This is a genomic window from Flavobacterium sp. NLM, from assembly GCF_002210235.1.
Lineage (GTDB): Bacteria > Bacteroidota > Bacteroidia > Flavobacteriales > Flavobacteriaceae > Flavobacterium > Flavobacterium panici.
Genome location: NZ_LIAC01000002.1, coordinates 233,807 through 257,168, shown reverse-complemented (window position 1 = coordinate 257,168; position 23,362 = coordinate 233,807). Strand labels below are relative to the sequence as shown.

23 protein-coding genes are annotated in these 23,362 nt (G+C 35.4%); 15 read left to right on the top strand and 8 right to left on the bottom strand.

Annotated elements, in window-relative coordinates; all coding sequences use genetic code 11:
• Position 1: 1 nt before the first annotated feature.
• From APR43_RS03195 to fucP, 5 genes are all read left to right on the top strand, one after another.
• Positions 2–1,138, top strand: a complete 1,137-nt coding sequence (locus APR43_RS03195) for a CaiB/BaiF CoA transferase family protein (RefSeq protein WP_053471898.1) — start codon at positions 2–4, stop codon at positions 1,136–1,138.
• 2 nt (positions 1,139–1,140) lie between these two features.
• Positions 1,141–2,367, top strand: coding sequence for an extracellular solute-binding protein (locus APR43_RS03190; RefSeq protein WP_053471899.1), 1,227 nt, complete (start codon positions 1,141–1,143; stop codon positions 2,365–2,367).
• A gap of 77 nt (positions 2,368–2,444) precedes the next feature.
• On the top strand, positions 2,445–3,512 hold the full coding sequence (locus tag APR43_RS03185) for a Gfo/Idh/MocA family protein (RefSeq protein WP_053471900.1): 1,068 nt from the start codon (positions 2,445–2,447) through the stop codon (positions 3,510–3,512).
• Positions 3,513–3,715: 203 nt separating this feature from the next.
• The gene (locus APR43_RS03180; protein ID WP_012026101.1) at positions 3,716–4,156 is read left to right on the top strand and encodes a MaoC/PaaZ C-terminal domain-containing protein; all 441 of its coding nucleotides are present in this window, start codon (positions 3,716–3,718) and stop codon (positions 4,154–4,156) included.
• Between the two features lie 158 nt (positions 4,157–4,314).
• Positions 4,315–5,628: an L-fucose:H+ symporter permease gene (fucP, locus tag APR43_RS03175; protein ID WP_053471901.1), complete on the top strand. Its 1,314-nt coding sequence runs from the start codon at positions 4,315–4,317 to the stop codon at positions 5,626–5,628.
• A gap of 108 nt (positions 5,629–5,736) precedes the next feature.
• Here fucP and APR43_RS03170 read toward each other — a convergent pair whose 3' ends face one another.
• The 4 genes from APR43_RS03170 to APR43_RS03155 form a co-directional block, all read right to left on the bottom strand.
• A complete protein-coding gene (locus tag APR43_RS03170; RefSeq protein WP_053471902.1) occupies positions 5,737–6,225 on the bottom strand; it encodes a hypothetical protein in 489 nt (162 codons plus the stop codon).
• Positions 6,226–6,529: 304 nt separating this feature from the next.
• A complete protein-coding gene (locus APR43_RS03165; RefSeq protein ID WP_053471903.1) occupies positions 6,530–7,936 on the bottom strand; it encodes an efflux transporter outer membrane subunit in 1,407 nt (468 codons plus the stop codon).
• Positions 7,937–7,954: 18 nt separating this feature from the next.
• Entirely contained in the window at positions 7,955–11,122 is a 3,168-nt protein-coding gene (locus APR43_RS03160; protein WP_053471904.1) for an efflux RND transporter permease subunit, read from the bottom strand.
• Positions 11,123–11,127: 5 nt separating this feature from the next.
• The gene (locus APR43_RS03155; RefSeq protein ID WP_053471905.1) at positions 11,128–12,282 is read right to left on the bottom strand and encodes an efflux RND transporter periplasmic adaptor subunit; all 1,155 of its coding nucleotides are present in this window, start codon (positions 12,280–12,282) and stop codon (positions 11,128–11,130) included.
• A gap of 266 nt (positions 12,283–12,548) precedes the next feature.
• Between APR43_RS03155 and APR43_RS03150 the strand changes: the two genes are divergently transcribed.
• The 8 genes from APR43_RS03150 to APR43_RS03115 all read left to right on the top strand — a co-directional run bounded on the left by APR43_RS03150 (position 12,549) and on the right by APR43_RS03115 (position 19,581).
• Positions 12,549–13,592, top strand: a complete 1,044-nt coding sequence (locus tag APR43_RS03150) for a sensor histidine kinase (RefSeq protein ID WP_053471906.1) — start codon at positions 12,549–12,551, stop codon at positions 13,590–13,592.
• The gene (locus tag APR43_RS03145; RefSeq protein ID WP_053471907.1) at positions 13,592–14,323 is read left to right on the top strand and encodes a LytR/AlgR family response regulator transcription factor; all 732 of its coding nucleotides are present in this window, start codon (positions 13,592–13,594) and stop codon (positions 14,321–14,323) included. The genes APR43_RS03150 and APR43_RS03145 overlap by 1 nt, the downstream gene beginning before the upstream one ends.
• Before the next feature lie 19 nt (positions 14,324–14,342).
• Positions 14,343–14,636, top strand: a complete 294-nt coding sequence (locus APR43_RS03140) for a DUF3861 family protein (RefSeq protein WP_053471908.1) — start codon at positions 14,343–14,345, stop codon at positions 14,634–14,636.
• A gap of 131 nt (positions 14,637–14,767) precedes the next feature.
• Positions 14,768–15,661: a dienelactone hydrolase family protein gene (locus tag APR43_RS03135; RefSeq protein WP_053471909.1), complete on the top strand. Its 894-nt coding sequence runs from the start codon at positions 14,768–14,770 to the stop codon at positions 15,659–15,661.
• Between the two features lie 16 nt (positions 15,662–15,677).
• A complete protein-coding gene (locus tag APR43_RS03130; RefSeq protein ID WP_053471910.1) occupies positions 15,678–16,640 on the top strand; it encodes a GlxA family transcriptional regulator in 963 nt (320 codons plus the stop codon).
• A 73-nt stretch (positions 16,641–16,713) separates the two neighbouring features.
• A complete protein-coding gene (locus APR43_RS03125) occupies positions 16,714–17,280 on the top strand; it encodes a cysteine hydrolase family protein (RefSeq protein WP_053471911.1) in 567 nt (188 codons plus the stop codon).
• 119 nt (positions 17,281–17,399) lie between these two features.
• Complete coding sequence (locus APR43_RS03120) at positions 17,400–18,047, top strand: protoglobin domain-containing protein (RefSeq protein ID WP_053471912.1); 648 nt, start codon at positions 17,400–17,402, stop codon at positions 18,045–18,047.
• A gap of 121 nt (positions 18,048–18,168) precedes the next feature.
• Positions 18,169–19,581, top strand: coding sequence for a PLP-dependent aminotransferase family protein (locus tag APR43_RS03115; protein ID WP_053471913.1), 1,413 nt, complete (start codon positions 18,169–18,171; stop codon positions 19,579–19,581).
• Here the strand turns inward: APR43_RS03115 and APR43_RS03110 are convergent.
• From APR43_RS03110 to APR43_RS03100, 3 genes are all read right to left on the bottom strand, one after another.
• A complete protein-coding gene (locus tag APR43_RS03110; RefSeq protein ID WP_053471914.1) occupies positions 19,576–20,181 on the bottom strand; it encodes a MarR family winged helix-turn-helix transcriptional regulator in 606 nt (201 codons plus the stop codon). The two genes, APR43_RS03115 and APR43_RS03110, sit on opposite strands and share 6 nt — an antisense overlap.
• 72 nt (positions 20,182–20,253) lie before the next feature.
• Complete coding sequence (locus tag APR43_RS03105) at positions 20,254–20,517, bottom strand: DUF2024 family protein (protein ID WP_053471915.1); 264 nt, start codon at positions 20,515–20,517, stop codon at positions 20,254–20,256.
• A gap of 270 nt (positions 20,518–20,787) precedes the next feature.
• A complete protein-coding gene (locus APR43_RS03100; protein ID WP_053471916.1) occupies positions 20,788–21,015 on the bottom strand; it encodes a thioredoxin in 228 nt (75 codons plus the stop codon).
• A 183-nt stretch (positions 21,016–21,198) separates the two neighbouring features.
• On the opposite strand from APR43_RS03100, the gene APR43_RS03095 reads away from it, so the two are divergent.
• The gene (locus tag APR43_RS03095; protein ID WP_053471917.1) at positions 21,199–21,930 is read left to right on the top strand and encodes a YggS family pyridoxal phosphate-dependent enzyme; all 732 of its coding nucleotides are present in this window, start codon (positions 21,199–21,201) and stop codon (positions 21,928–21,930) included.
• 30 nt (positions 21,931–21,960) lie between these two features.
• Positions 21,961–22,692 (top strand): AAA family ATPase, encoded by a 732-nt coding sequence (locus APR43_RS03090; protein ID WP_053471918.1) that lies wholly within the window; start codon positions 21,961–21,963, stop codon positions 22,690–22,692.
• Between the two features lie 50 nt (positions 22,693–22,742).
• Here APR43_RS03090 and APR43_RS03085 read toward each other — a convergent pair whose 3' ends face one another.
• Positions 22,743–23,357: a thioredoxin family protein gene (locus APR43_RS03085; RefSeq protein WP_053471919.1), complete on the bottom strand. Its 615-nt coding sequence runs from the start codon at positions 23,355–23,357 to the stop codon at positions 22,743–22,745.
• Positions 23,358–23,362: the final 5 nt, after the last annotated feature.

The following is a 23,362-nucleotide window of genomic DNA, read 5'->3' as shown; positions in this document are numbered from 1 at the left end:
AATGAAACCTTTAGAAGATTATTTAATAGTAGATTTTAGTCAGTTTCTATCGGGTCCGTCGGCGAGTCTTCGCTTGGCCGATTTGGGCGCACGCGTTATAAAAATTGAAAAACCGGGAACTGGCGATATTTGCAGAACCTTATATACTTCTGACTTAATCATGAACGGCGAATCGTCTGTTTTTCATACCATAAACAGAAATAAAGAATCGTTTGCCATTGATTTTAAACAGCCGGAAGAACTTCAAAAATTAAAAAAATTACTGGCTAAAGCCGATGTTGTCATGCATAATTTCAGACCGGGCGTTATGGAACGCATTGGTTTAAGTTATGATGATGTAAAAGCGATAAATCCAACGGTAGTTTACGCTTCGATTTCTGGTTTCGGGAATCATCCAGAACTTAAAGATTTACCAGGACAAGATTTGTTACTACAATCTTTAACGGCTTTAACCTGGCTGAGCGGTAATCAGGAAGACGGCCCGGTACCAATGGGATTATCGATTGTAGATATGCTTGCGGGCGCACATTTAGCACAAGGAATTTTAGCGGCTTTATATCGAAAAGCAACACAAAATATAGGCGGAACGGTTCAGGTAAGTATGCTTGAATCTGCTTTTGATTTTCAGTTTGAAACGATTACTACTTTCTTTAATGATGGCGGAGAATTACCCGTTAGAACTAAAACTAATAATGCTCACGCTTATTTAGGCGCGCCATACGGAATTTATCAAACTAAAAATGGTTATCTGGCTTTGGCAATGGGATCGATTCCGGTTTTAGCTTCACTGTTGAAATGTGATGAATTATTACAATTTCCAGAGAATAAATTTACGCTAAGAGACGAAATAAAAAATATCCTGGCTTCTCACCTATTGACACAGGAAACACAGTTTTGGCTGGATATTTTAGAACCTGCTGACATTTGGTGTGCGGGAGTTTTAAACTACGAACAGCTCTTCAAAGAAGATGGTTTTAAAGTTTTGGAATTTACGCAACAAGTTGAAATGCTCGACGGCTATACGTATAAAACTACAAGATGTCCTATAAAAATTGATGGTCAATATTTTACATCTGATAAAGGTTCTCCAAAATTAGGACAAGATAACGAGCGAATTATAAAAGAATTTATAGCATAAGTATGGACAAATTCAGAATCGCTGTTAGAAAATTTTCTCCTTTTGAAAGTACGCTGCAAAAGCTGTGGGACGCATTTTGCCTGAAAAACAATATTGAGATTGAGGTTGAAATGGTTCCGCTGGAACTGCACGATCTTTATGAAGAAACCATCGTCAATAAAGGTTTAAAAAACGGAAAATGGGATATAGCACACTTAAATACCGATTGGATTTTTGATGCCGCAAATGAAAGAGCGGTTCTGGATTTAACTTCTTTTATCAATCAAAACCCGCCGCAGGTTTATCCTGAAGGCTGGCATCAATCGCTATTAAACCTGCAGCAGATTAATGGCGGAACTTACGGACTTCCGTTTCACGACGGCCCGGAATGTCTAATTTATAGAAAAGATTTATTTGAAGATTTATCCGAAAAAGAAAACTTCAAGAAACAATTTGGTTACGAATTGTTCCCTCCAAAAACTTGGGAGCAATTCACCCAAATTGCCGCATTTTTTAATCGGCCGGAAAGTAACTTATTCGGCTGTGTTTTTGCCAATTATCCTGACGGTCATAATATGGTTTTCGATTTCTGCCTGCAGTTATGGACGCGCGGGGGATCTCTTTTAAATGATCAGAACAAAATAAACATCAATCATGATCAAGCAGCTACAGCTTTAGATTATTATAGAAAAATCGTTAACAACACAAATGCGGTTCATCCGGGTTCTAAGAATTTTGGTTCTGTTGAAGCAGGAATGGCTTTCGCCGAAGGACAAGCTGCAATGGCAATTAATTGGTTTGGATTTGCCTCGATGTGTGAAGTAATTGAAGAATCGAAAGTAAAAGGCAAAGTGGATATTACCGAATTACCGCATGATGAAAATCACAAAACGGCTTCATTAAATGTATATTGGCTTTATACAATTGGCATTGGAAGTAAAAATAAAGCACTTGCGTATGATTTTTTACGATTTGCAACAACAGCAGAAAGCGATAAATTATTGACAATCGAAGGCGGAATTGGATGCAGAAAATCAACCTGGAGTGATATCGAAATCAACAAAACGATTCCGTATTATCATAAACTGGAAATGCTGCATGAAAATGCTTTGACTTTACCGCAAACTCCAATCTGGCCAAAAGTAGCAGAATTGATAGATCAAATGGTTTTAAAAGCAATTGAAACGGATATTTCGTCGAAAATACTTTTAGAAGAAACACAGGAAAATATTGAAAAACTAACGAATTGATTAGGCTGGTCAACTTTGTCAAAGTTTTAAACTTTGACAAAGTTTGCGCCGCTAACTGAACATAAATATACTACAAAATGAATATTCCATATAAACCTTTACTGCCTGAAACCAAACAGCCCATTATCATTATCGGTGCAAGTGGAATCGTAAAAGATGCGCACTTGCCCGCTTACAAAATGGCTGGTTTTACGGTTTTTGGCATTACGAACAGAACGATTGCAAAAGCACACGATTTAGCCAAAGAATTTGAGATTCAGCACGTTTTTGAAAATGTTGCCGATGCGGTTAAAAATGCACCGTCAAATGCGGTTTACGATATTACCGTTTTGCCGGATCAATATATTGAAATATTGGAGCAATTGCCTGATGGTGCCGCCGTTTTGATTCAGAAACCTATGGGAAATGATTTGGCTCAGGCCAGAGAAATAGTAGCAGTCTGCGAAAGAAAAAACCTTGTGGCTGCCATCAATTTTCAGCTCCGTTTTTCGCCTTTTGTGAGCGCTGCAAGATATTTAATTAACGAAGGTTTGCTTGGCGATTTATACGATTTTGAATTTAAAGTAACGGTAAATACGCCGTGGGAATTGTTTCCACTGATTAAGGAACATCCTAGATTGGAAATTCTTTTTCACAGTGTTCACTATATCGATTGCATTCGCTCGTTTCTGGGAAATCCGAAAAGTGTGATGGCGAAAACAGCGAAACATCCTCTTAAAAAATTATCATCGAGCCGTTCTACAATTATTTTAGATTATGGCGAAGACAAACATGTGGTGATTAATACCAATCATGATCATCATTTTGGTCCAAATCATGAAGAAAGCTACATTAAATGGGAAGGCACAAAAGGCGCCATTAAAGCCAAAATGGGTTTATTAATGAATTATCCCGACGGACTTCCTGACATTTTTGAATATGCAATTCAAGACGAAAACGGTCAATACGAATGGAAAAAAATCAATCTTGAAGGTTCCTGGTTTCCAGAAGCTTTCATAGGGACAATGTCGAATCTAATGCGTTTTAAAGAAGGCTCAGATTCTAAATTATTAGCAAGCGTTCAGGACGTTTTAGACACCATGAAAGTCGTTGAAGCTTGCTATATCAGTAACACAAACGGCGGTATTTACCTCACTGAACTATAAAATTTTAAACCATATAAGTGATATAAGTTCATTTAATCACTTTGTGTAAAAAGTAGAAATAAAAATTTAAAACCATACAAGTAATGTAAGTTCATTTAAATCATTTTGCGCATAGCTTTTATGACCTAAAATAAGCACTCTTAAAATCAACGCACTGCTTAAATGACCTTACATTACTTATATGGTTCAAAAAACAAAAAACTATGTATTTCAAATCAACCTTTTTCGAAGATTATCAACTTGAAGATAAAAGAGTTACATTAGGAAGGACTATTACAGAAACCGATTTTGTGGTTCATGCCGGACATACGGGAGATTTTTTCCCGCATCATATGGATGAGGAATGGTGCAAAACACAGCCATTCGGACAGCGTATTGCACACGGAACTATGGTTTTTGCCATCGGAATCGGATTAACGGCATCAGAAATAAATCCTGAAGCTTTTTCAAGAGGATACGACAAAATGCGTTTTGTAAAACCAGTTCATATTGGCGATACAATCCATTCTGAAATCACAATTTCTGAAAAAGGCGAAGCAAAAAATCCAGAAATGGGAACCGTAACAGAACATGTCGAAATCATCAACCAAAGAGGTGAAGTGGTTTTGGTATGCGACCACCTTCTTTTGGTTAAAAAGAAATAATCCTTTTTGAGGTACAAAGGTTCAAAGTGCCAAAGGGACAGAGGTTTTTTCTCCTTTCAGTACCTTTAGAATAGACGCACTGCAGTGCGTCTCTACAGAAAAACCTTTGAACCTTTGTCACTCTGTCACTTTGAACCTTTAAAAAAACTATCTAACAAATGCAAGTAACAAACCAAACAGGCGATCTTCACGAAGTGCCGACCGAAGGCGGAAAAACAAACTATCTTCTGCCATTTATTTTAATTACCAGCTTATTTTTCCTTTGGGGAATGGCACATAATCTGGATTCTATTTTAATTCCGCATTTAAAAAAGGCGTGTGAATTAAACAACCGCCAATCGACATTGATTGATACTTCGGTGTTTTTTGCTTATTTTATAATGGCGATTCCTGCGGGAATGCTCATTAAACGATTTGGGTATAAAAACAGCATCATTACCGGATTACTGGTTTTCGCTGCAGGAGCCTTTTTATTTGTGCCTGCTGCAAATTCAAGAACTTATGAATTGTTTTTATTCGCCTTATTTCTAATTGGCTGCGGATTAACGATTTTAGAAACAAGTGCCAATCCTTATGCTGCGATTTTAGGCCCTGCTGAATCTTCTTCTAAAAGATTGAATTTAGCGGCTTCTTTCAACGGATTAGCAGCTATGGTGGCTCCAATTGTGGGTTCGTTATTTATCTTATCAGGAAAAAATCATACTCCGGCACAAATGGCAGCGATGCCGGAAGCTGAAAAAGCAACGTATTTATTAGGCGAAGCGGCTGCGGTAAAAATGCCTTATATTATTTTAGGAAGTGTATTGGTTTTAGTTGCGATTATATTCTATTTCATGCATTTGCCTTCAATGAAACCACAACATACTGAAGCTGAAATTAAACCGGGATTTTTCTCTGTTTTAAAATTTCGTCATTTAAGCTGGGCAGTTGTAGCGCAGTTCTTTTACGTTGGCGCACAGGTTTGTATTACGAGTTTCTTTATTAGAATTGCACAGCAAGGTGCACATTTAGACGAAAAAACAGCCGGATATTATCTTGGTGTTTATGGTTTCTTGTTTATGGCAGGGCGTTTTATTGGTACTTTCTTCCTGAAGTTTGTAAAAGATTATATCTTACTTTCGATTTACTGTGGTGCCAGTATTGTACTTTGTTTATTAGCCATTTACGGAACCGGAATTGTAGTTATTTATGCACTTGGCGGCATCGGATTTTTTATGTCAATTATGTTTCCAACTATTTTCTCTTTAGGATTGGTTGGTTTAAAATCAAATACTGAAACTGGTTCTTCATGGCTGGTAATGTCAATTGTAGGCGGAGCGATTCTTCCATACGCAATGGGAACTTTAATTGATATGAAACACGATGATATTCAGTCTGGATATATAATTCCTCTGGTTTGTTTTGTGATTATTTTATCGTTTGGTTTGTATGGACATAAAGTAAAAAATCTCAATCAAATTGTGAATGGTTAATTGCGAATGGTTAATTGTGAATTGTGAATGATGAAAATAAATCTTACATCAATTTTATTTATAAAAAAACGCCTCATTACTGAGGCGTTTTTTGTCATGTTTATTTAATTAATGATGATCATTGTGGGAATGATCGTGGTCTTTTTTTGAATCTTTTTTAGATTTATTGTTGTTTTTATTATCGTGTTTGTGCTCACCTTTAGGTTTGTTGTACTTTTCAGGTTTTGGGCCTCTGTTTTTTTGAGGTTTTCCGTGATAACCTTTTGGATAATTAGCTCTGTGTTTGGTATGATACGTATACGGAGCGTCTCCTCTATAATTGGTCAAAACTACTTTATAACCTGAATACAAATCATATTGTCTGTATCTTGAAGGAAGCCTTTTAGCACGAGTCCAATTTCCGCTGTTGTCGTAAATAAATACACTTTGGTTTACATCATAATACACATCGATGTCAGGCAAATAATAATACCTGTCGTTATCGTACCCTTCTGGTCCCCAGCTTGGAGGTGTTCCAATATTAACATTGACTGATACCTGCGCATGGGCAAAAAATACACTCATAAATAATACTGAGGCGAATACTAATTTTTTCATGATTTTGAGTTTTTAATATTAATTTTAGTAGATATTAATCTAAAGTAGTGCCAAAATCTACATTTACAATATCCATTATACAAAAACATTAAATCAATCGACGAAGAGTACTTTTCAACCGATATATATTAAATTTAAAACGCCCCATTTCTGAGGCGTTTTAGTCATGTTTCAATTTAATTTAATGGCGGATATACTAATATTTTTAACCAATCAAAAATATAATCTTTTTTTTACACTAAATTATCTTTTAGACCAAGGTTCGAATTTTGACGACGAACGTAATATTCAAATTGAAACAATTTTATTTCCAGCCTCCGCCCAAAGCTCTGTATAAGTTCACAACGGCTTGCAATTTTTGTAAATTATCGTTGATTCCGCTTAATTGCGCCGCTAAAAGATTTTGTTCAGAAGTTAATACATCTGTATAGTTAGTTGCAGAGCTGTATTCTAAAAGCTGCTGCGTAAAATCGACTGCTTTTACTAAAGCTTCAATTTGTTTTTGTCTTGAATCTTCTTTTTCAACGGCCATTTGATACGAATACAAAGCATTCGAAACTTCCTGACCAGCCGTTAAAAGACTCTGCTGAAAGTTATTGTAAGCTTGTAATTGCTGCGACTGCGCAGTTGTTAATCTCAATTTGTTTTTTCCCTGATTAAAAATAGGCTGTGTTAATCCTCCAATAATCGAATAAAAAATAGAATTACTAAAGAAATCTTTTAACTCTAAATTCGAAAATCCACCGCTTGCTGTAAGCGTTAAACTTGGATAGAAATAGGTTTTAGCCAAATTTGTAGATTCAAAAGCAACTCTGAAATTAAACTCAGCCTGACGAACATCTGGTCGGTTTTGTAATAACTGCGAAGGCACACCAATTGCAATATTTTCGGGAATAACCTGCGTTCCTAATTCACCTCTGTCAATTGGTCCCGGAGCTTGTCCTAATAAGATATTCAAAGCATTTTCGGTTTCACGAATACTTTGTTTCAAATCCGGAATCAAAACTTCTGCCGCATACTGATTAGCTTCACTTTGTACAACCGCCGCACCTGTTACAATTGCGCCTTCTTTTAAATCTTTAATAGTTGCCACATTTTTAATACGGCTTTCTAATGTTTCCTGTGTGATTTTTAACGATTTATCATAAGCCAGCAATCTAAAATAATTGTTCGCAATATCTGAAATCAATTGCGTCTGAACCGCTTGTTTCGCCGCATCTGTAGCTAAATAAGCTGCTAAAGCCGCTCTTTTAGAACTGCTTAATTTTCCCCAGATATCAGCTTCCCAAGACGTACTCAAACCTAATTTATAAGTCGTTGTCAAGGTATTGATATTAATTCCCGCCGGAAAGTTTAGCCCTGCTTCAGATTGTTTCGTGTGTGTTGCATTGGCATCCAATTGTAAAGTTGGATAATACGCTAATTTACTTTGACGAAGTGAAGCTTGTGCTTGTATGATATTCTCAATTGCATTTTTCAAATTAAGGTTATTGTCTAATCCTTTTTGAATTAATGCATTCAGTTTTTCATCTTTAAAAACGCTCTGCCACGGCATATCTGCAATCGTAGTCGAATCGGCGGAAGCCTCATCACGATACAGTTTATCTGTCGAGAGTGTTGTTGGGCGTTCGTACTTTTTGGTAATCGAGCACGCACTTAAAAGCGCGGCTGCAATTACCATAAGAATATATTTATTTGAACTATTAGTCATCTCTGTTTTAATTTAATTTTACTCTTTGTGAGCTTCTATTAACTGAATTTCCTCGTCATCGTCTTCATCATCATAACCATCTTTTGCAGGGCCGCTCACTCTTTCTTGTAAAGTCTGGAAAATGATAAACAAAACCGGAATAACAAATACTCCTAAAATGGTTCCAATTAACATCCCTCCTACAGCTCCTGTACCAATCGATTTGTTCCCCACAGCTCCTGCTCCGGTAGCAAACATCAACGGAACTAATCCTAAAATAAAGGCGAACGAAGTCATCAAAATTGGTCGTAAACGCGCCACGGCTCCTTCAATTGCGGCTTGTACAATTGGCAGACCTTTTCGTCTTCTGTCCAAGGCAAATTCGACAATCAAAATACCGTTCTTGGCCAAAAGTCCAATTAACATGATTAAGGAAATCTGCAGGTAAATGTTACTGTTCAGTTTAAAAATAATCGAGAATAAATACGCTCCCGCTAATCCAAACGGAATCGAGAATAATACCGCAAATGGTAAAATATAACTTTCGTATTGCGCACTCAGTAAGAAATAAACGAAAACCAAACACAAAATAAAGATGAAAATCGTTTCACTTCCAGAGGCTAATTCCTCACGTGTTAATCCTGAAAATTCATATCCATAACCCGCCGGAAGATCTTCTGCTGCCACTTCCTGAATTGCTTTGATCGCATCACCGGAACTAAATCCAGGATTTGGTGCTCCCGTAATAGCAATTGAAGAGAAAAGGTTAAATCTTGAAATAGATTCCGGCCCAAAAACTCTGGTCATTTTTACAAATTCTGTAATTGGCGCCATGTTTCCGGCACTGTTTCTAATAAAGATTTTGTTCAGTCCTTCGGTATTGGTACGGAATTCCGGTGAAGCCTGAATCATTACACGGTATTGTTTTCCGAATTTATTAAAGTTCGAAGCATACAATCCGCCATAATATCCCTGCATTGTTGATAAAATTGAATTTATCGAAACTCCTGCATCTTTGGCTTTTGCCAAATTAATATCCATCATATATTGAGGGAAACCAGGATTAAACGGCGTTGTTGCGTATTGTATTTCGGGACGTTTTGATAATTTTTCTAAGAACTCCGTATTCACTTTAAAGAATTCAGCAGTTGTGTGTCCGCCTTTATCCTGAAGCTGGAATTCGAATCCACCACTTTGTCCAAAACCTTGAATTGTTGGCGGTGAAATAAAGAAAATATTAGCTTCACGAATACCGCTTGTTTTAGCAAAAAGCTGTCCGATAACATCATTAACACTCAACTCACGCTGATCCCAAGGATATAATTTTACAATAACCATACTGTAAGCACTTCCCGCTCCAGCCGTAAAGTTCTGCCCCACAATACGAAGCGTGTTTTTTACTCCCGGAATAGTTTTCGCTATACTGTCTACTTTCTTAGCAATTACATCAGAACGTTCCATCGAAGCCGAAGGTGGTAAACTAATATTGGCAAAAACAGTTCCCTGATCTTCCGCAGGAACGAAAGCAGACGGCGTAGTTTTCATCATATAAAATAAACTGGCACCAGCAATCACAATAGCGGCTAATACAATCCATTTTTTAACGGAAAGGAAACTTACCGAACGCTTGTATCTTTCGGTTACATTTTCAAATGCAACGTTAAACGACGTATAAAATCTTTGTAAATAACTTTTATGTTTATGATCGTCTGCGTGTGGTTTTAAAAGCAAAGCACACAAAGCCGGGCTTAAAGTCAAAGCGTTTACTGCCGAAAGAATAATCGCAACAGCCAGCGTGATACCAAATTGTTTGTAGAAAACCCCTGTTGATCCATTGATAAAAGTTACCGGAATAAATACCGCAGCCATTACCAATGTAATCGAAATAATGGCTCCCGAAATTTCGCTCATCGCATCAATCGTAGCTTTCTTAGCCGATTTATAACCATGATCTAATTTGGCATGCACTGCCTCGACGACCACAATCGCATCATCGACCACAATACCAATGGCAAGTACCATTGCAAAAAGCGTCAATAAGTTAATCGTAAATCCGAATAAACTCAGGAAGAAAAATGTTCCTACAATCGCAACCGGAACTGCAATTGCTGGAATTAAAGTGGATCTAAAATCCTGAAGAAAAATAAATACTACAATAAAAACCAATATAAAAGCTTCGATCAAAGTATGAATTACTTTTTCAATAGAAGCATCTAAGTTTTCGTTAACGTCAACCAGAATGGTATATTTTACTCCTTTTGGAAAACTCTTCGCTGCTTCTTCAATCAATTTTTTAGAATTGTTGATTACGTCACGTGCGTTCGATCCCGGAGTCTGGCTGATCGCCATCGCTGCAGATTCTACACCGTTTGTTTTAATCGTTGAAGCATAACTTAAAGAGCCTAACTCAACTTTAGCCACATCTTTAAGGCGAAGCATTTGTCCGTTTCCGACTGATTTTATAACAATATCCTCAAATTCCTGAGCACTTGTTAAACGTCCTTTATATTTAATTACATATTGAAAAGCCTGATTTCCGTTTTCACCAAATTTACCTGGTGCGGCTTCGATATTCTGTTCTGCCAAAGCAGCCGAAATATCACTAGGAATCAGTTTGTATTGCTGCATTACGTCTGGTTTCAGCCAGATTCTCATCGAATAATCTTTGGCACCAAAAACAGTTACATCTCCTACTCCAACTACACGCTGAATTTGCGGTACAAGGTTGATCTTCGCATAATTTTGAAGGAATGTCTGATCGTAAGCTTTATCTTCACTGTATAAAGAGAAAATTAATAAGTTACTACTCTGGCTCTTGGTTACCGTAACCCCAGCCTGAGTTACCTCTACTGGTAGTAAACTTGTTGCTCTTGAAACCCTGTTTTGAACGTTTACCGCTGCTAAATCAGGATTTGTTCCTACTTTAAAGAAAATTTTGATCGAAGCATTTCCATCATTTGTTGCTGTAGAAGTCATGTACGTCATGTTTTCTACACCATTAATTTGCTCTTCAAGCGGAATTACAATACTTTTTAATACCACATCTGCATTGGCACCCGTATAACTTGCCGATACGTTTACCGTAGGCGGCGCAATATCCGGATACTGAGAAATAGGTAACTCAATTAGGCCCAAAACACCTAAAATGACAATAATAACAGATATTACTGTCGAGAGTACAGGTCTTTGTATAAATTTTTTAAACATTTCTTTTATTTTAAATCGGCGTATACTGTTTCTGCTTTTTGATTTTGAGCTTTAATCTCGCTTCCTTCTTTAAGAGCAGCAACTCCTTCTAATACAATTTCGTCACCAGCTTTTAAACCGGTTGTTACTACATAATAATTATTAGTTGTGTTTTCAAGTACCGTGATATTGACATTTTTAGTTTTATTGTCTTTTCCTAAAACAACTGCAAATATTTTATCCTGAAGTTCAAATGTTGCGCTTTGAGGAACTATGATTACATCTTTAACGTCATTTGGAATTCTAACAGTTGTACTGCTTCCGCTTCTGATAACTCCTCTTGGATTTGGGAAACGAGCTCTGATATTTACAGTTCCGGTTTCGGTATTAATTAATCCGTTTACGGTTTCTATTTTTCCTTTTTGATCGTATGCAGAACCATCTGAAAGCAATAAAGAAACTGCCGGCAGACTTTTAATTTTTTGATTTAATGAAGCTCCGGAATCTTTAGTAAAATTCAAAAGTGCTTTTTCATTTAAAGCAAAATAAGCATACACATTTCCAATGCTTGAAACTGTAGTTAAAGGTTCAGCTGTATTAGAACTTACCAAACTTCCTAAACGAAACGGGATCGAACCTACAACGCCGTCAACCGGACTTGTTACAGTTGTGTATCCTAAATTAGTTTTAGCATTTACTAAAGCGGCGTTTGCCTGAGCTAAAGAAGCTACAGCAGATTCATAAGTATATTGTGCCGATTCTAAATCGTATTTGCTTATAATTCCTTTTTCAACCAATGGCCTTACTTTGTTAACAGCCAGTTTTGCTGCACTTAAATCGGCCTGAGCACTTTTAATACTGGCAGATGCTGTACGAACTTGCTGCTCATATTCTGGCGCGCTTATTTTAAATAATGGCTGCCCGGCTTTTACAACCGCTCCTTCATCAACAAATATTTTATCGATGTATCCTTCAACTCTAGGTCGGATTTCTATATTCTGCTGTCCTTGAATACTGGCAGGATAATCGCTGTTTAATGTAGCAGATTCCGGCTGTAAAGTCAGCGTTTTATACTCTTTAACCTGCGGTGCGCCTCCGGCCTGAGCCGATTTATCATTTTTACCGCAAGATGCGATAATAACTGATGCTGCGAGAATGCTTAAAAATGATTGCTTATTCATTTGAAATAATATCTAATTATCGATTATATGACAACAAAAGAAATAAAATATAACAAGCAAAAATTTTGAAATAGACGGAGAGCAAATGACAATCGATAAAGATAGCCTGACACACGATGGGATTTTTTAAAAGTTAAACAAGCGTTTAATTCCTAAACTCATCGGCTCAAAAATGGTTTTTACGGACTGTAATTCTGTTTTTAGCGATTGGTTCAAAATCGCATTTAAATAAAGAGTAATATTGTCAAAAAAAGATAAAATTCGAAATGGCACCAAAAGTATATAGACCTTATTATTTTACCGGACTTCATATTCTGAGCTGGGTATTATTGGGATTTATCATGTTGTTTTACATGCCTTTAACCTGGAATGTAATACTTCCGGGTGTGTTTTGGATTTGGCAGATCGTTGTATTGGTTTTACTAATTATCATTTTTTATTCTAATGCCAAAATCATAGTTCCAAAAACCATTATAAAAGACAATACTTCTCCGTTTTTGATTTGGGCTTTTCTCACCGTTTTTGCCATGCAGGTTATTGCCTATTTTTATACTTCTCAAACCGATCTTCATAATAAAATCAGTTTAGTTTTAGGGTTTAAAAAATACCGAAATCCATATTTTGACAATTATGTATTAATGCTCACTTTATTGGTTTTAGGAATCAGCACGAGCTGGGCAATGTTACAGCATTGGCAGAAAGCCGCACAGCACAAACAAAAACTGGAACAGGATAAAACGATGGCCGAACTGGCGATGCTGAAAGCGCAGATTAATCCGCATTTTTTCTTTAATTCCCTAAACAGTATTTATTCGCTTACTTATACAAATATTGAAGATTCGAGAAATGCGCTTCATACGTTAAGCCGAATGATGCGCTACTTACTTTACAGTACGGAAGAAACAACTACTTTATTAAAAGAAGCCGAGTTTATGAGAGATTTTATCTCGCTGATGAAACTTCGTGCAAACAAAAAATTGACGATTACAACCGACATTCCAGAAAAGATACACGATTACCCAATTGTTCCAATGTTATTACTACCTTTAGTAGAAAATGCTTTTAAACACGGCATTCATGCTACGGATAAAAGTGAAATTTATATTTCGCTGAGACAAAACGGAAGTAATCTTGAATTTGAGGTAAAAAACACCTATTTCGAAAAAACAGCAACGACTGATGAAGGCGGAATTGGTTTAACGAATACAAAACGCAGACTTCATTTAATTTACCCAAATAAACATACGCTGACAGCCGGCATTGGTAAAAACGGAATGTATGATGTAAAACTGCAAATAAACTTAGAGTAATGACAACATTAAAATGTATAGCAGTAGATGATGAACCTCTCGCATTAAGACTTGTCGAAACTTTTATCGAACAAACTCCTTTTTTACAATTAATGGCAAGCTGTGATAATGCTGTTGAAGCCATGAGTATAATTCGGGAAAAACAGCCAGATCTTGTTTTTCTGGATATCAATATGCCTAATTTAACGGGAATGGAACTGGCGAGACTTTTGCAGGAACAGCCGGGTTTAGTGCCAAAAATCGTTTTTACAACGGCTTACAATCATTATGCTATTGAAGGTTATAAAGTAAATGCAGTCGACTATCTTTTAAAACCTTTTAGTTATGAGGAGTTTCTGCGTGCTGCAAATAAAGTATTGCAAATAACAGAAGAAGCTTCAAACAACTTCCAGACAGTTGCGGCAGATGATGAATTTATTTTCTTAAAAGTAGAATACCAATGGGTTCGAATTCCACTTAAAGAAATTTTATATATCGAAAGTTTAAAAGATTATGTAAAAGTACATCTTGACGATTCTCAAAAAGGAGTGCTTTCGCTGATATCCTTAAAAGCTTTAGAAGAAAAACTACCATCGGCAAAATTTATGCGTGTTCATCGTTCGTTTATCGTTTCTCTTGACAAAATAAACGCCATTACCAAGAATTCAATTTTCATTGGAAAAACGGAAATTACGGTGGGCGAACAATACAAAGAAACATTTAAAACGATTGTCGATAAATGGCTGAAATAATATTGAAAATTAAAATATCATGCAAAAAAGATCCAACAAATATTATCTAACTCTAAGCTTAAAAGAATATGCCAACGGCGACACGCATCCGGCAAAAGAACTGGGAATAGAATTCGATAATCACGACGAAATTTTCGGAATCATCCAAAAAATAAAGGACAAAAATATATTCGAAAACCCGCACGAAGCCACACAATTTGCACTTGGTTTAAAATTATTCAGCGAAATAAAACTAAAACACCGAAATAATCCTTTGTTTGATGAATTGAATGAAGTGTTTCCAGTTTTTATGAAGAAGTTGAAAAGTCTTTAAACGGAAGTTTTTAGTCGCAGTCACAGTTTTCAGTTTCTCCAGCTAAAACTATTCACTAAGGAATATTCATAATTCATAATCAACAATTAACTTTTTATTCCCTAATTTAGTTATCCCAAAAAATCAAGATCATGGATAACAAAATAACCAAAGAAGATATCAGTCAGGAAGTATTTGATTTATATGATGATTATGCTCATAATAAAATTAACCGAAGACAGTTTGTAGAAAAACTTTCCATATTTGCGGTTGGTTCGCTTACACTTCCGTCACTTTTAAGTTTTATGACGCCCAATTATGTCAACAGTATTTTGGTGCAGCCAACAGATCCTAGATTAAAAACGGGCTACATCAACTACGATTCTCCAAAAGGCGGTGGTTCTATAAAAGGGCTTTTATCTCAGCCAGCGGATTCTAAAAAGAAATTAGCCGGAATAATTGTGGTTCACGAAAACCGCGGACTTAATCCGTATATTGAAGATGTGGGGCGAAGAGCTGCCATTGAAGGTTTTATTACTCTTGCGCCAGATGCTTTGTCACCATTAGGCGGTTATCCCGGAAATGACGACGAAGGTCGAGAACTGCAAAAGAAACGTACCCGCGAAGAAATGCTCGAAGATTTTATTGCCGCTTACGAATATCTAAAAGCACACCCAGATTGCAACGGATATATTGGCGTTGTCGGTTTTTGTTTTGGAGGATGGATTTCGAATATGATGGCCGTAAAAATTCCCGATTTAAAGGCTGCGGTTCCGTATTACGGCGGACAGCCAACAAAAGAAGAAGCCGAAAAAATTAAGACTCCGCTCCTATTGCAATACGCAGGCTTAGATACACGCGTTAACGAAGGCTGGCCGGCATTTCAGGAAGTTTTAGACAAAAATAAAGTCGAAAATACCGCTTATTTTTATCCAAATGTAAATCACGGTTTTCATAACAATACAACGCCAAGATACGATGAAGCAGCGGCAACGCTGTCGTGGACAAGAACTATCGATTTTTTTAAAATAAAACTGAAAAAATAAACGAGAAGTTTCTACAATGACAAAAACTAAACCATCGGTTTATTTCTATATTCCAAAGCAAGTCACTTTACTTGATTTGAGCGGTGTTGTCGAAGTGTTTCAGGAAGCTCGTGATTTGGGTTTGGATTATCAATTGATATTTATTAGCGGGCAATCTTCTGTAAGTTCAAATTCTGGTTTAGAACTTTCTTCATTAATTCATTTTACAAAAGTTAGTCCGCAGAAAGAAGATATTATTTTTATTTCCGGATTTAGCACGCGCGCTTTAAATTCAATTGCTGATGATCTTGTATTTTTTGACTGGCTGCACAAAGCAAATCAAAATCAAACTACAATTTGCAGTGTTTGTACCGGAGCTTTTCTTTTGGCAAAATCAGGACTTTTAGATTATAAAGAATGTACCACGCACTGGAAATTTGTCGAGAAACTTAAAACTGATTTTCCTCTTGTAAAAACACAAAAAAATACACTTTATACGAAGTCTGAAAACATTTACACAAGTGCTGGAATTGTTACCGGAATTGATTTGGCTTTGTTTCTAATTGAAGAAAGACACGGCAAAGAAACAGCATCAAAAATAGCCAAAGAACTCGTAGTTTATAAAAGAAGAAACGGAACGGAAGAACAGGAAAGCGTTTATTTACAATATCGAAATCATCGTGACGAAAAAATCCATACCATTCAGGATTGGATTATTTACAATTTAGAAAAAACTTCGACCATAGAATTTTTAGCTGAATTAGTTTATGTAAGCCCAAGAAATCTAACCCGAATTTTTAAAAAAGAAACTGGCCTTACAATTGCTGATTACCGAACCAAATTAAGAATTGAAAAAGCAAAAAGTCTTCTCGCTAATTCTGATTATAAAATAGAACATATTGCCCATTTATGCGGTTACAAAACTTCTAAACAATTAAAAATTGTACTGCATCAAAACAGCGATGCTTTGAGTTCTTCGATCAAAAACCTGTTGTCCTAAACCGACTATTGTTTGTCCTTTTTCTGCATTTAGTTCCAAAGTACATTTGTAATCTAATCAAATAGATAAATAAATGAAACTTAGAGAAAAAAATCCCGCTTTGGTCATAATTGACGTGCAAAAAGGTTTTAATGAAGAAGACTTTTGGGGCGGCAACCGAAACAATAAAGATGCCGAAACAAAAATTGCAATAATTCTTAAAGAATGGAGAATGCTGCAATTACCCATTTTTCACATTGTGCACAGTTCTGTACATCCAAATTCAAAATTACATCCTTCTAATCCCGGATTTGAAATTAAAGACGAAGCAAAACCAATTGGCGATGAACCAGTAATTACAAAAAATGTAAACAGCGCTTTTATTGGCACTGATTTAAAAGAAAGACTGGACTCGCAAAACATTACCGATCTTGTTATTGTGGGTTTAACTACAAATCATTGTGTTTCTACAACAACACGAATGGCGGGCAATTATGGTTATGAAACTTTATTAATTGCAGATGCCACAGCTACTTTTGATAGAGTTGGAATAAATGGTGAAAAATTTGATTCAGAATTAATTCATCAAACTACTTTAGCCAGTCTGAATAAGGAATTTGCAGAAGTAATTACGACTGAAAAATTATTAGAATTACTATAAAATAATTGCGGCTTTTTAAACCAGTTTAGTATTATAAATCAAAAAACTGGATCATTTTTTAGTTAGGATGCCTACCTAAGTTTGTCATGACGATAATGTCCTAACAAAAAATCAAAAAAATGAAAAAAGCAATTTTAGCAGTAGTACTTATTATTACCCTGCAAGCGGCAGCGCAGGAAACAAAAGCACCGCACGGTTATACGTACGGAACTAAAGAAGTAGCGAAATCTCCGTTTACACTTGAAGAATTAAAACTTTTAGAACAATCTTTACTTTTTTCTGATGAAGATGTAAAGTATTTACAAATGAGCCACGACATTCTTGAAGGTCAAACAGATGCCATTCTGGATGTTTGGTACGGATTTGTGGGATCTACACCACAATTGGTTTACTTTTTTGGAAACACTAAAACCGGAAAACCAGACGGAGAATATTTAGCAAAAGTCAGAGGTCGTTTTAAAATGTGGATTCTTCAAACAGCTGAAGCAAAATACGATCAGGACTGGCTTAACTATCAATATGAAATTGGTTTAAGACATTACACCACCAAGAAAAATAAAACAGACAATGTTACTTCTGTTCCTGTGATCAATTATCGTTATATTCCGGCTTTAACCATTCCGGTTACAACGACGTTAAAACCATTTTTGGCAAAAACCGGAGCAAGTGCCGCCGATGTTGATAAAATGTATAATGCCTGGGTAAAAAGTGTTTTAATGCAAAGTATACTTTGGGGTCAGCCTTATATGAAAAAAGGAGAATTCTAAAACAAAAAAACAGCCAAAACTAATGATTAGTTCTGGCTGTTTTTTTATTTACTGCACGACAAAATTATTGTAAATTTGGTCTACCCACAAAATACACTTTTAATTTAAATCACTAGTCCAGATGCTCAGACCTTGGCAATTTGAAATTCACTTAGATAAAAAATCAGACAAAGCACTTTACCTGCAAATTGCTGATGCTATTATCAATGCGGTTAAATCCGGAAAACTAACCAGTGGAAATGCTTTGCCCGGAAGCCGTCAGCTGGCCGGACTATTAAATGTGAACCGAAACACGGTAATTGAAGCTTTAGATGTTTTGATTGCCGAAGGCTGGCTGATTACAATGGACCGAAAAGGAACATTTATTGCCGATATTCTTCCTGAAATCAGCCCAAATAAAAAAGCAGAAACACAAGTCAATATTGCAGTCGAAAATCAGAAACCGCATCTCGTTTTTGATGACGGACTTCCCGACAGCCGCCTGGCTCCTATGAACGATTTGGCACGTGCTTATCGTGAAATTTTCAACAGAAAATCGCGCTGGCAGATTATGGGTTACAGCAATGAACTTGGGAATATCGAATTTCGAAAAGCAATTGTACAAATGCTGAATTTTAAACGCGGAATGAATGTTTCTTTAGATGAAATCTGCATTACGCGCGGCAGTCAAATGGCGATGTATCTGGCGGCGCATTGTTTATTATCAAAAGGAGATTATGTGATAATAGAAAATCCGGGTTATAAACCTGCGTGGGAAGCTTTTGAAAATGCCGGTGCAAGTCTGCTTCCGGTTAGTGTTACCAAAGATGGTTTAGATTTAGATGAAGTCGAAAATCATCTTAAAAAACATTCTTCTGTAAAAGCGATTTATGTAACGCCGCATCACCAGTTTCCAACAACGGTTACGATGAGTTTAAAGAAAAGATTAAAACTCATTGAACTTTCTAATCAATACGGATTTACAATTATTGAAGATGATTACGATAATGAGTTTCATTTCGGACAGCGTCCAATTCTGCCGATTTCGAGTTACAGCAATGCGAAAAACTTTATTTATATTGGAACTTTGAGTAAAATTGTAGCTCCGGCTTTACGAATTGGTTATGTGGCAAGTTCTTCTCAAAATATTGAGAAAATAGCAAATCACCGCAGAATAATTGATGTTCAGGGTGATAATATTATGGAAGAAGCCGTTCTTCATCTGATTAATGAAGGCAAAATCAAAAGACATCTCAAAAAAACAAACCTGATTTATAAAGCCAAAAGAGATCATTTTGAAAGTCTTTGTAAACTTCATTTAAAAGATAAAATTACTTTTATTAAACCCGAAGGCGGTTTGGCTTTTTGGATTGTTCCGAATAAAATTGTTGACTCAGAAAAAGTCTGTACCGAATTGCTTTCTAAAGGAATCAAAATTATGTTTCCTGAAAAATTCAGTTTTGGCACTCCAATAAATGGATTTAGATTAGGATATGCATCCCTTACCGAAGAACAAATGGAAGAAGGAATAAAAGCAATTTCAAAATATTTATAACCGAACTGGTTTGTGATCGTTACAATCTAATCTGATGTCTTTTGTTTCTAATTTAATGTCCATTAATCGGCAATAATTATTTTTATTTTGCTGTACAAAATAGCCGCAATTGTGACACGTACTTTGAACGTTTATAACTTGCAGATTATGCAATTGCTCAATTACAGAACTAAGATTTTTCCATAAAACCGATTTCTCCTTTTCGGATACTATTTTAACCAAATCAAATAACGGATCTGTAAAATCTTCGGTTACCAAAACCATTTCTAAACCTTTTGCCGTGAGTTCGATTGTAGAACTTCTGGAATCATTCGCATTAACAGTTTTTGTAATGTATTCTTTTTGTTCTAATATTTTGATTGTATCACTTATCGTGGCTTTTGTCAAATGGAATTCTTTCGCCAGATAACTTACGGTTGCTTTATTTTTGGTATGATGTTTTATAAATATCAAAACCTGAATCTGTATTGGACTCAAATCGTGCTTTTTGGCCTTTTCCCATAACAAAACTCTGAAAACTTGCGATAAGCGTTCAAATCCTGCCGTAATTTTTCCGTCTAAACTATTATTTTGCGTTTCTAAATCGAAGATATTTTTCATAATTATAACAAATAAAATAGACTGAAAGTCCCCACACTTTCAGTCTATGAATTAATAATTCTAAACGAAAAATTAATAACAGTTTTCCATTTCAATAATCGAAAAACCGTCTTTAAGAATTTGATTTTCTATATCTGCAGGCGCTTTGTCAATATGACAAAATCTGCATTCTTTTGAGGTCAAAGGCTGACCTTCTTGTAAAACTGTTTTAAGGTATGCTTTTCCATATTCAAAAACCTGGTTTGCATCGTCTGTATTTTCATCTACCAAAATATCAAAATGCATTATTTTACCGTCTTTTCGGGTTACATAAGTATCCCATACTGCTACTTTCATGTTATTTTTATTTTTTTATTTGTTGTGTTATTGTTTTTAAACACATAGGGACATAGTTTTTAAAGCGTTGTAAAGGCGTTTCACTTGTTTAAACAAACATAGCTATGTGTTAGAAACTAGTTTCTTTTTGCACTCTTTTTAAAAGAAAAAATCTATGTTTCTATGTGTTAAAAATTAAATTCCTTGTTTTGTTTTAAGTATATTATTTTCTCTGATAAGTCAACTTTGTCAAAGTTTAAAACTTTGACAAAGTTTGAAGACTATTTGTATTTACCCAATCACTTCTTCCATAGAAGCACCAAAATTAATGTGCAATACATTTCCGTTTGGCGTTACCAAAGCCGGAACTGATTTTATACCAGCCTTTTGAGCTTCAGCAATTCGAGATCTGTCTTCTCCGATGTTTACTACTTCAACATCTTTTACTAAATTTAAAATGTCGTGTTCTGCGCTTACGCAAACTGGACAACCTGCATGATAAAAAATTGATTTACTCATTTTGATTTGATTTTAATTTGACTTCATTGCGAGACAAAATTAGGCAGGATACCTAACCATTAAATAATCCAGTTTTGTCATTTCTGAGCATTTTCTGGTCTGGTTCTTCAAATAAACTGGACTAGTTTATATAGAAAAAACTGGATCTTTTTTACATTCCACAATAGCGATACCTTTGTTGTTATGAAAGAGGATATTATTTTTAATTTGAAACAGGTTCACGATCGTATCGAAAATGCCTGTAAACTTTCTGGCAGAAATGTTTCTGATGTTCAATTATTATTGGCAACTAAAACTGTTCCTGCCAAGAGAATACGAATTGCAATCGAAGCTGGAGAAAACCTGATTGGTGAGAATAAAATGCAGGAATTTCGAGATAAAGATTCAGAATTAAAAGATTTAAAAATCGAACGTCATTTTATTGGACATCTGCAAACCAATAAAGTCAAAGATATTTTGAAATATGTAAGCTGTATTCAATCTCTTGATAGATTAAGTCTTGCGGAAGAATTACACAAACAGCTTCTAAAAGAAAATAGAAATCTTGATGTTTTCATTCAGGTCAACACTTCTTTTGAAGAAAGTAAATTTGGATTAGAACCTTCAAAAGTTGTTTCTTTTATTAAAGAAATCAGAAAATATGATACTTTAAAAATCAAAGGATTAATGACGATTGGATTATTAGATGTTGAGAAAGAAAAAATGCGTCCGTCGCTTCGTTTGCTTAGAGAAATAAGAGATGAAATTTACGATGCAAAAATTGATGGAATAACCAATTTAAAACTTTCTATGGGAATGTCTCAGGATTTAGAATTGGCTATTGCCGAAGGTTCCAACATGGTGCGAATTGGAATTTCTATTTTTGGAAACCGTTTTTTAGGGAAAGAAATCTGGAACGAAAATATTGCAGAATAAAACTTAATTTTGCACGAAATAAAATCTCAAATGAATCTGTACGAACTTGTTGTAAACGATACTGAAAAAATTGCGCTGGACGATCTGCTTTTCAGCGAAGAGAATAAATCTGCTTTGCTTCAAACCATAAAAGAGCATAAATACATCGAGGAATTAAAAAAATATAACCTTAAAGTTGATAATAAAATTCTGCTTCACGGACATTCGGGCTGCGGGAAAACGACAACTGCAAAAGCTATTGCAACGGCTTTAAATAAAAGCATTGTTATTATTAACCTAAGTACTTTAATTAATGCTAAAATTGGTGAAACATCTAAAAATGTAAAGGCGATTTTCGACAAAGCGATTCGCGAAAAAGCCGTTTTATTTCTGGATGAATTTGATCAAATTGGAAAAAGCCGTGAAAGCGACGATAAAGATGTTGCCGAAATGAGACGTTTGGTAAATACAATTATTCAGTTAATTGATTATTTACCTACGGACAGTTTACTGATTTGTGCTACGAATTTTTACAACAGTATTGATACGGCTTTGCTGCGAAGATTTCAAATTAAACTAAAATTTGAAATGCCAACTGAAAAAGAACTGAATATTTATTACGATAAATTACTAGCTGATTTTCCTGTTCATTTTCAGGATATTCTACGTAAATATGATATTTCTTATGCTGAAGCAAAAGATTATATTCAGACGATAATGAAAAAACAAATTATTGCTGAACTGGAACTTAAAGAACAGAAAATCAGCGAAACTATTGCATAAAAAAACGCCTCAATATTGAGGCGTTTTTTAAACAAATTAAATTCTGATAATTAAGCTTTTGCTTTTCTTTTTACTGTACAGCCAATTTCTTTAGTTTGTGTTACAGCTGGTTTTTGTCCACTTTTTAAAGATGCAATTACATCTTCGGCATATTTTACTTTCTCCGTTTTTGTTCCTTCCGGATCGTTGTCAATTGCTCCAACATATTCTACTACATTTCCTTTTGCAGTTTTAGAAACGATAAAAATGTGAGGTGTACGTTTTGCTCCGTATTCGTCAGTAATTTTTTGTCCTGCGTCAAATAAATATGGGAAAGGATATTTTTTCTCTTTTGCTAAATCCTGCATTTTATTGAAAGTATCTGCTGTAGAAGCTTCCGGATCGTTTGGATTAATGGCAATTACCGGATATCCCTGTGGTTTGAATTTTTTATCTAAATCAATGATTCTTTGCTCGTAACCTACAGCGTAAGGACATGTATTACAAGTAAAAACAACGATATAACCTTTAGCATTTGGAAAACTTCCAAAAGAAACTTCTTTATTGTCTACATTTTTTAACTTAAAATCCGGTGCAGTATCTCCGGCTTTAAGAGTTGTTCCAGTTTGTGCCTGCGCTAAAAAGGCAGAAAGTGCCAATGCGAATAATAGAATTATTTTTTTCATGGTTT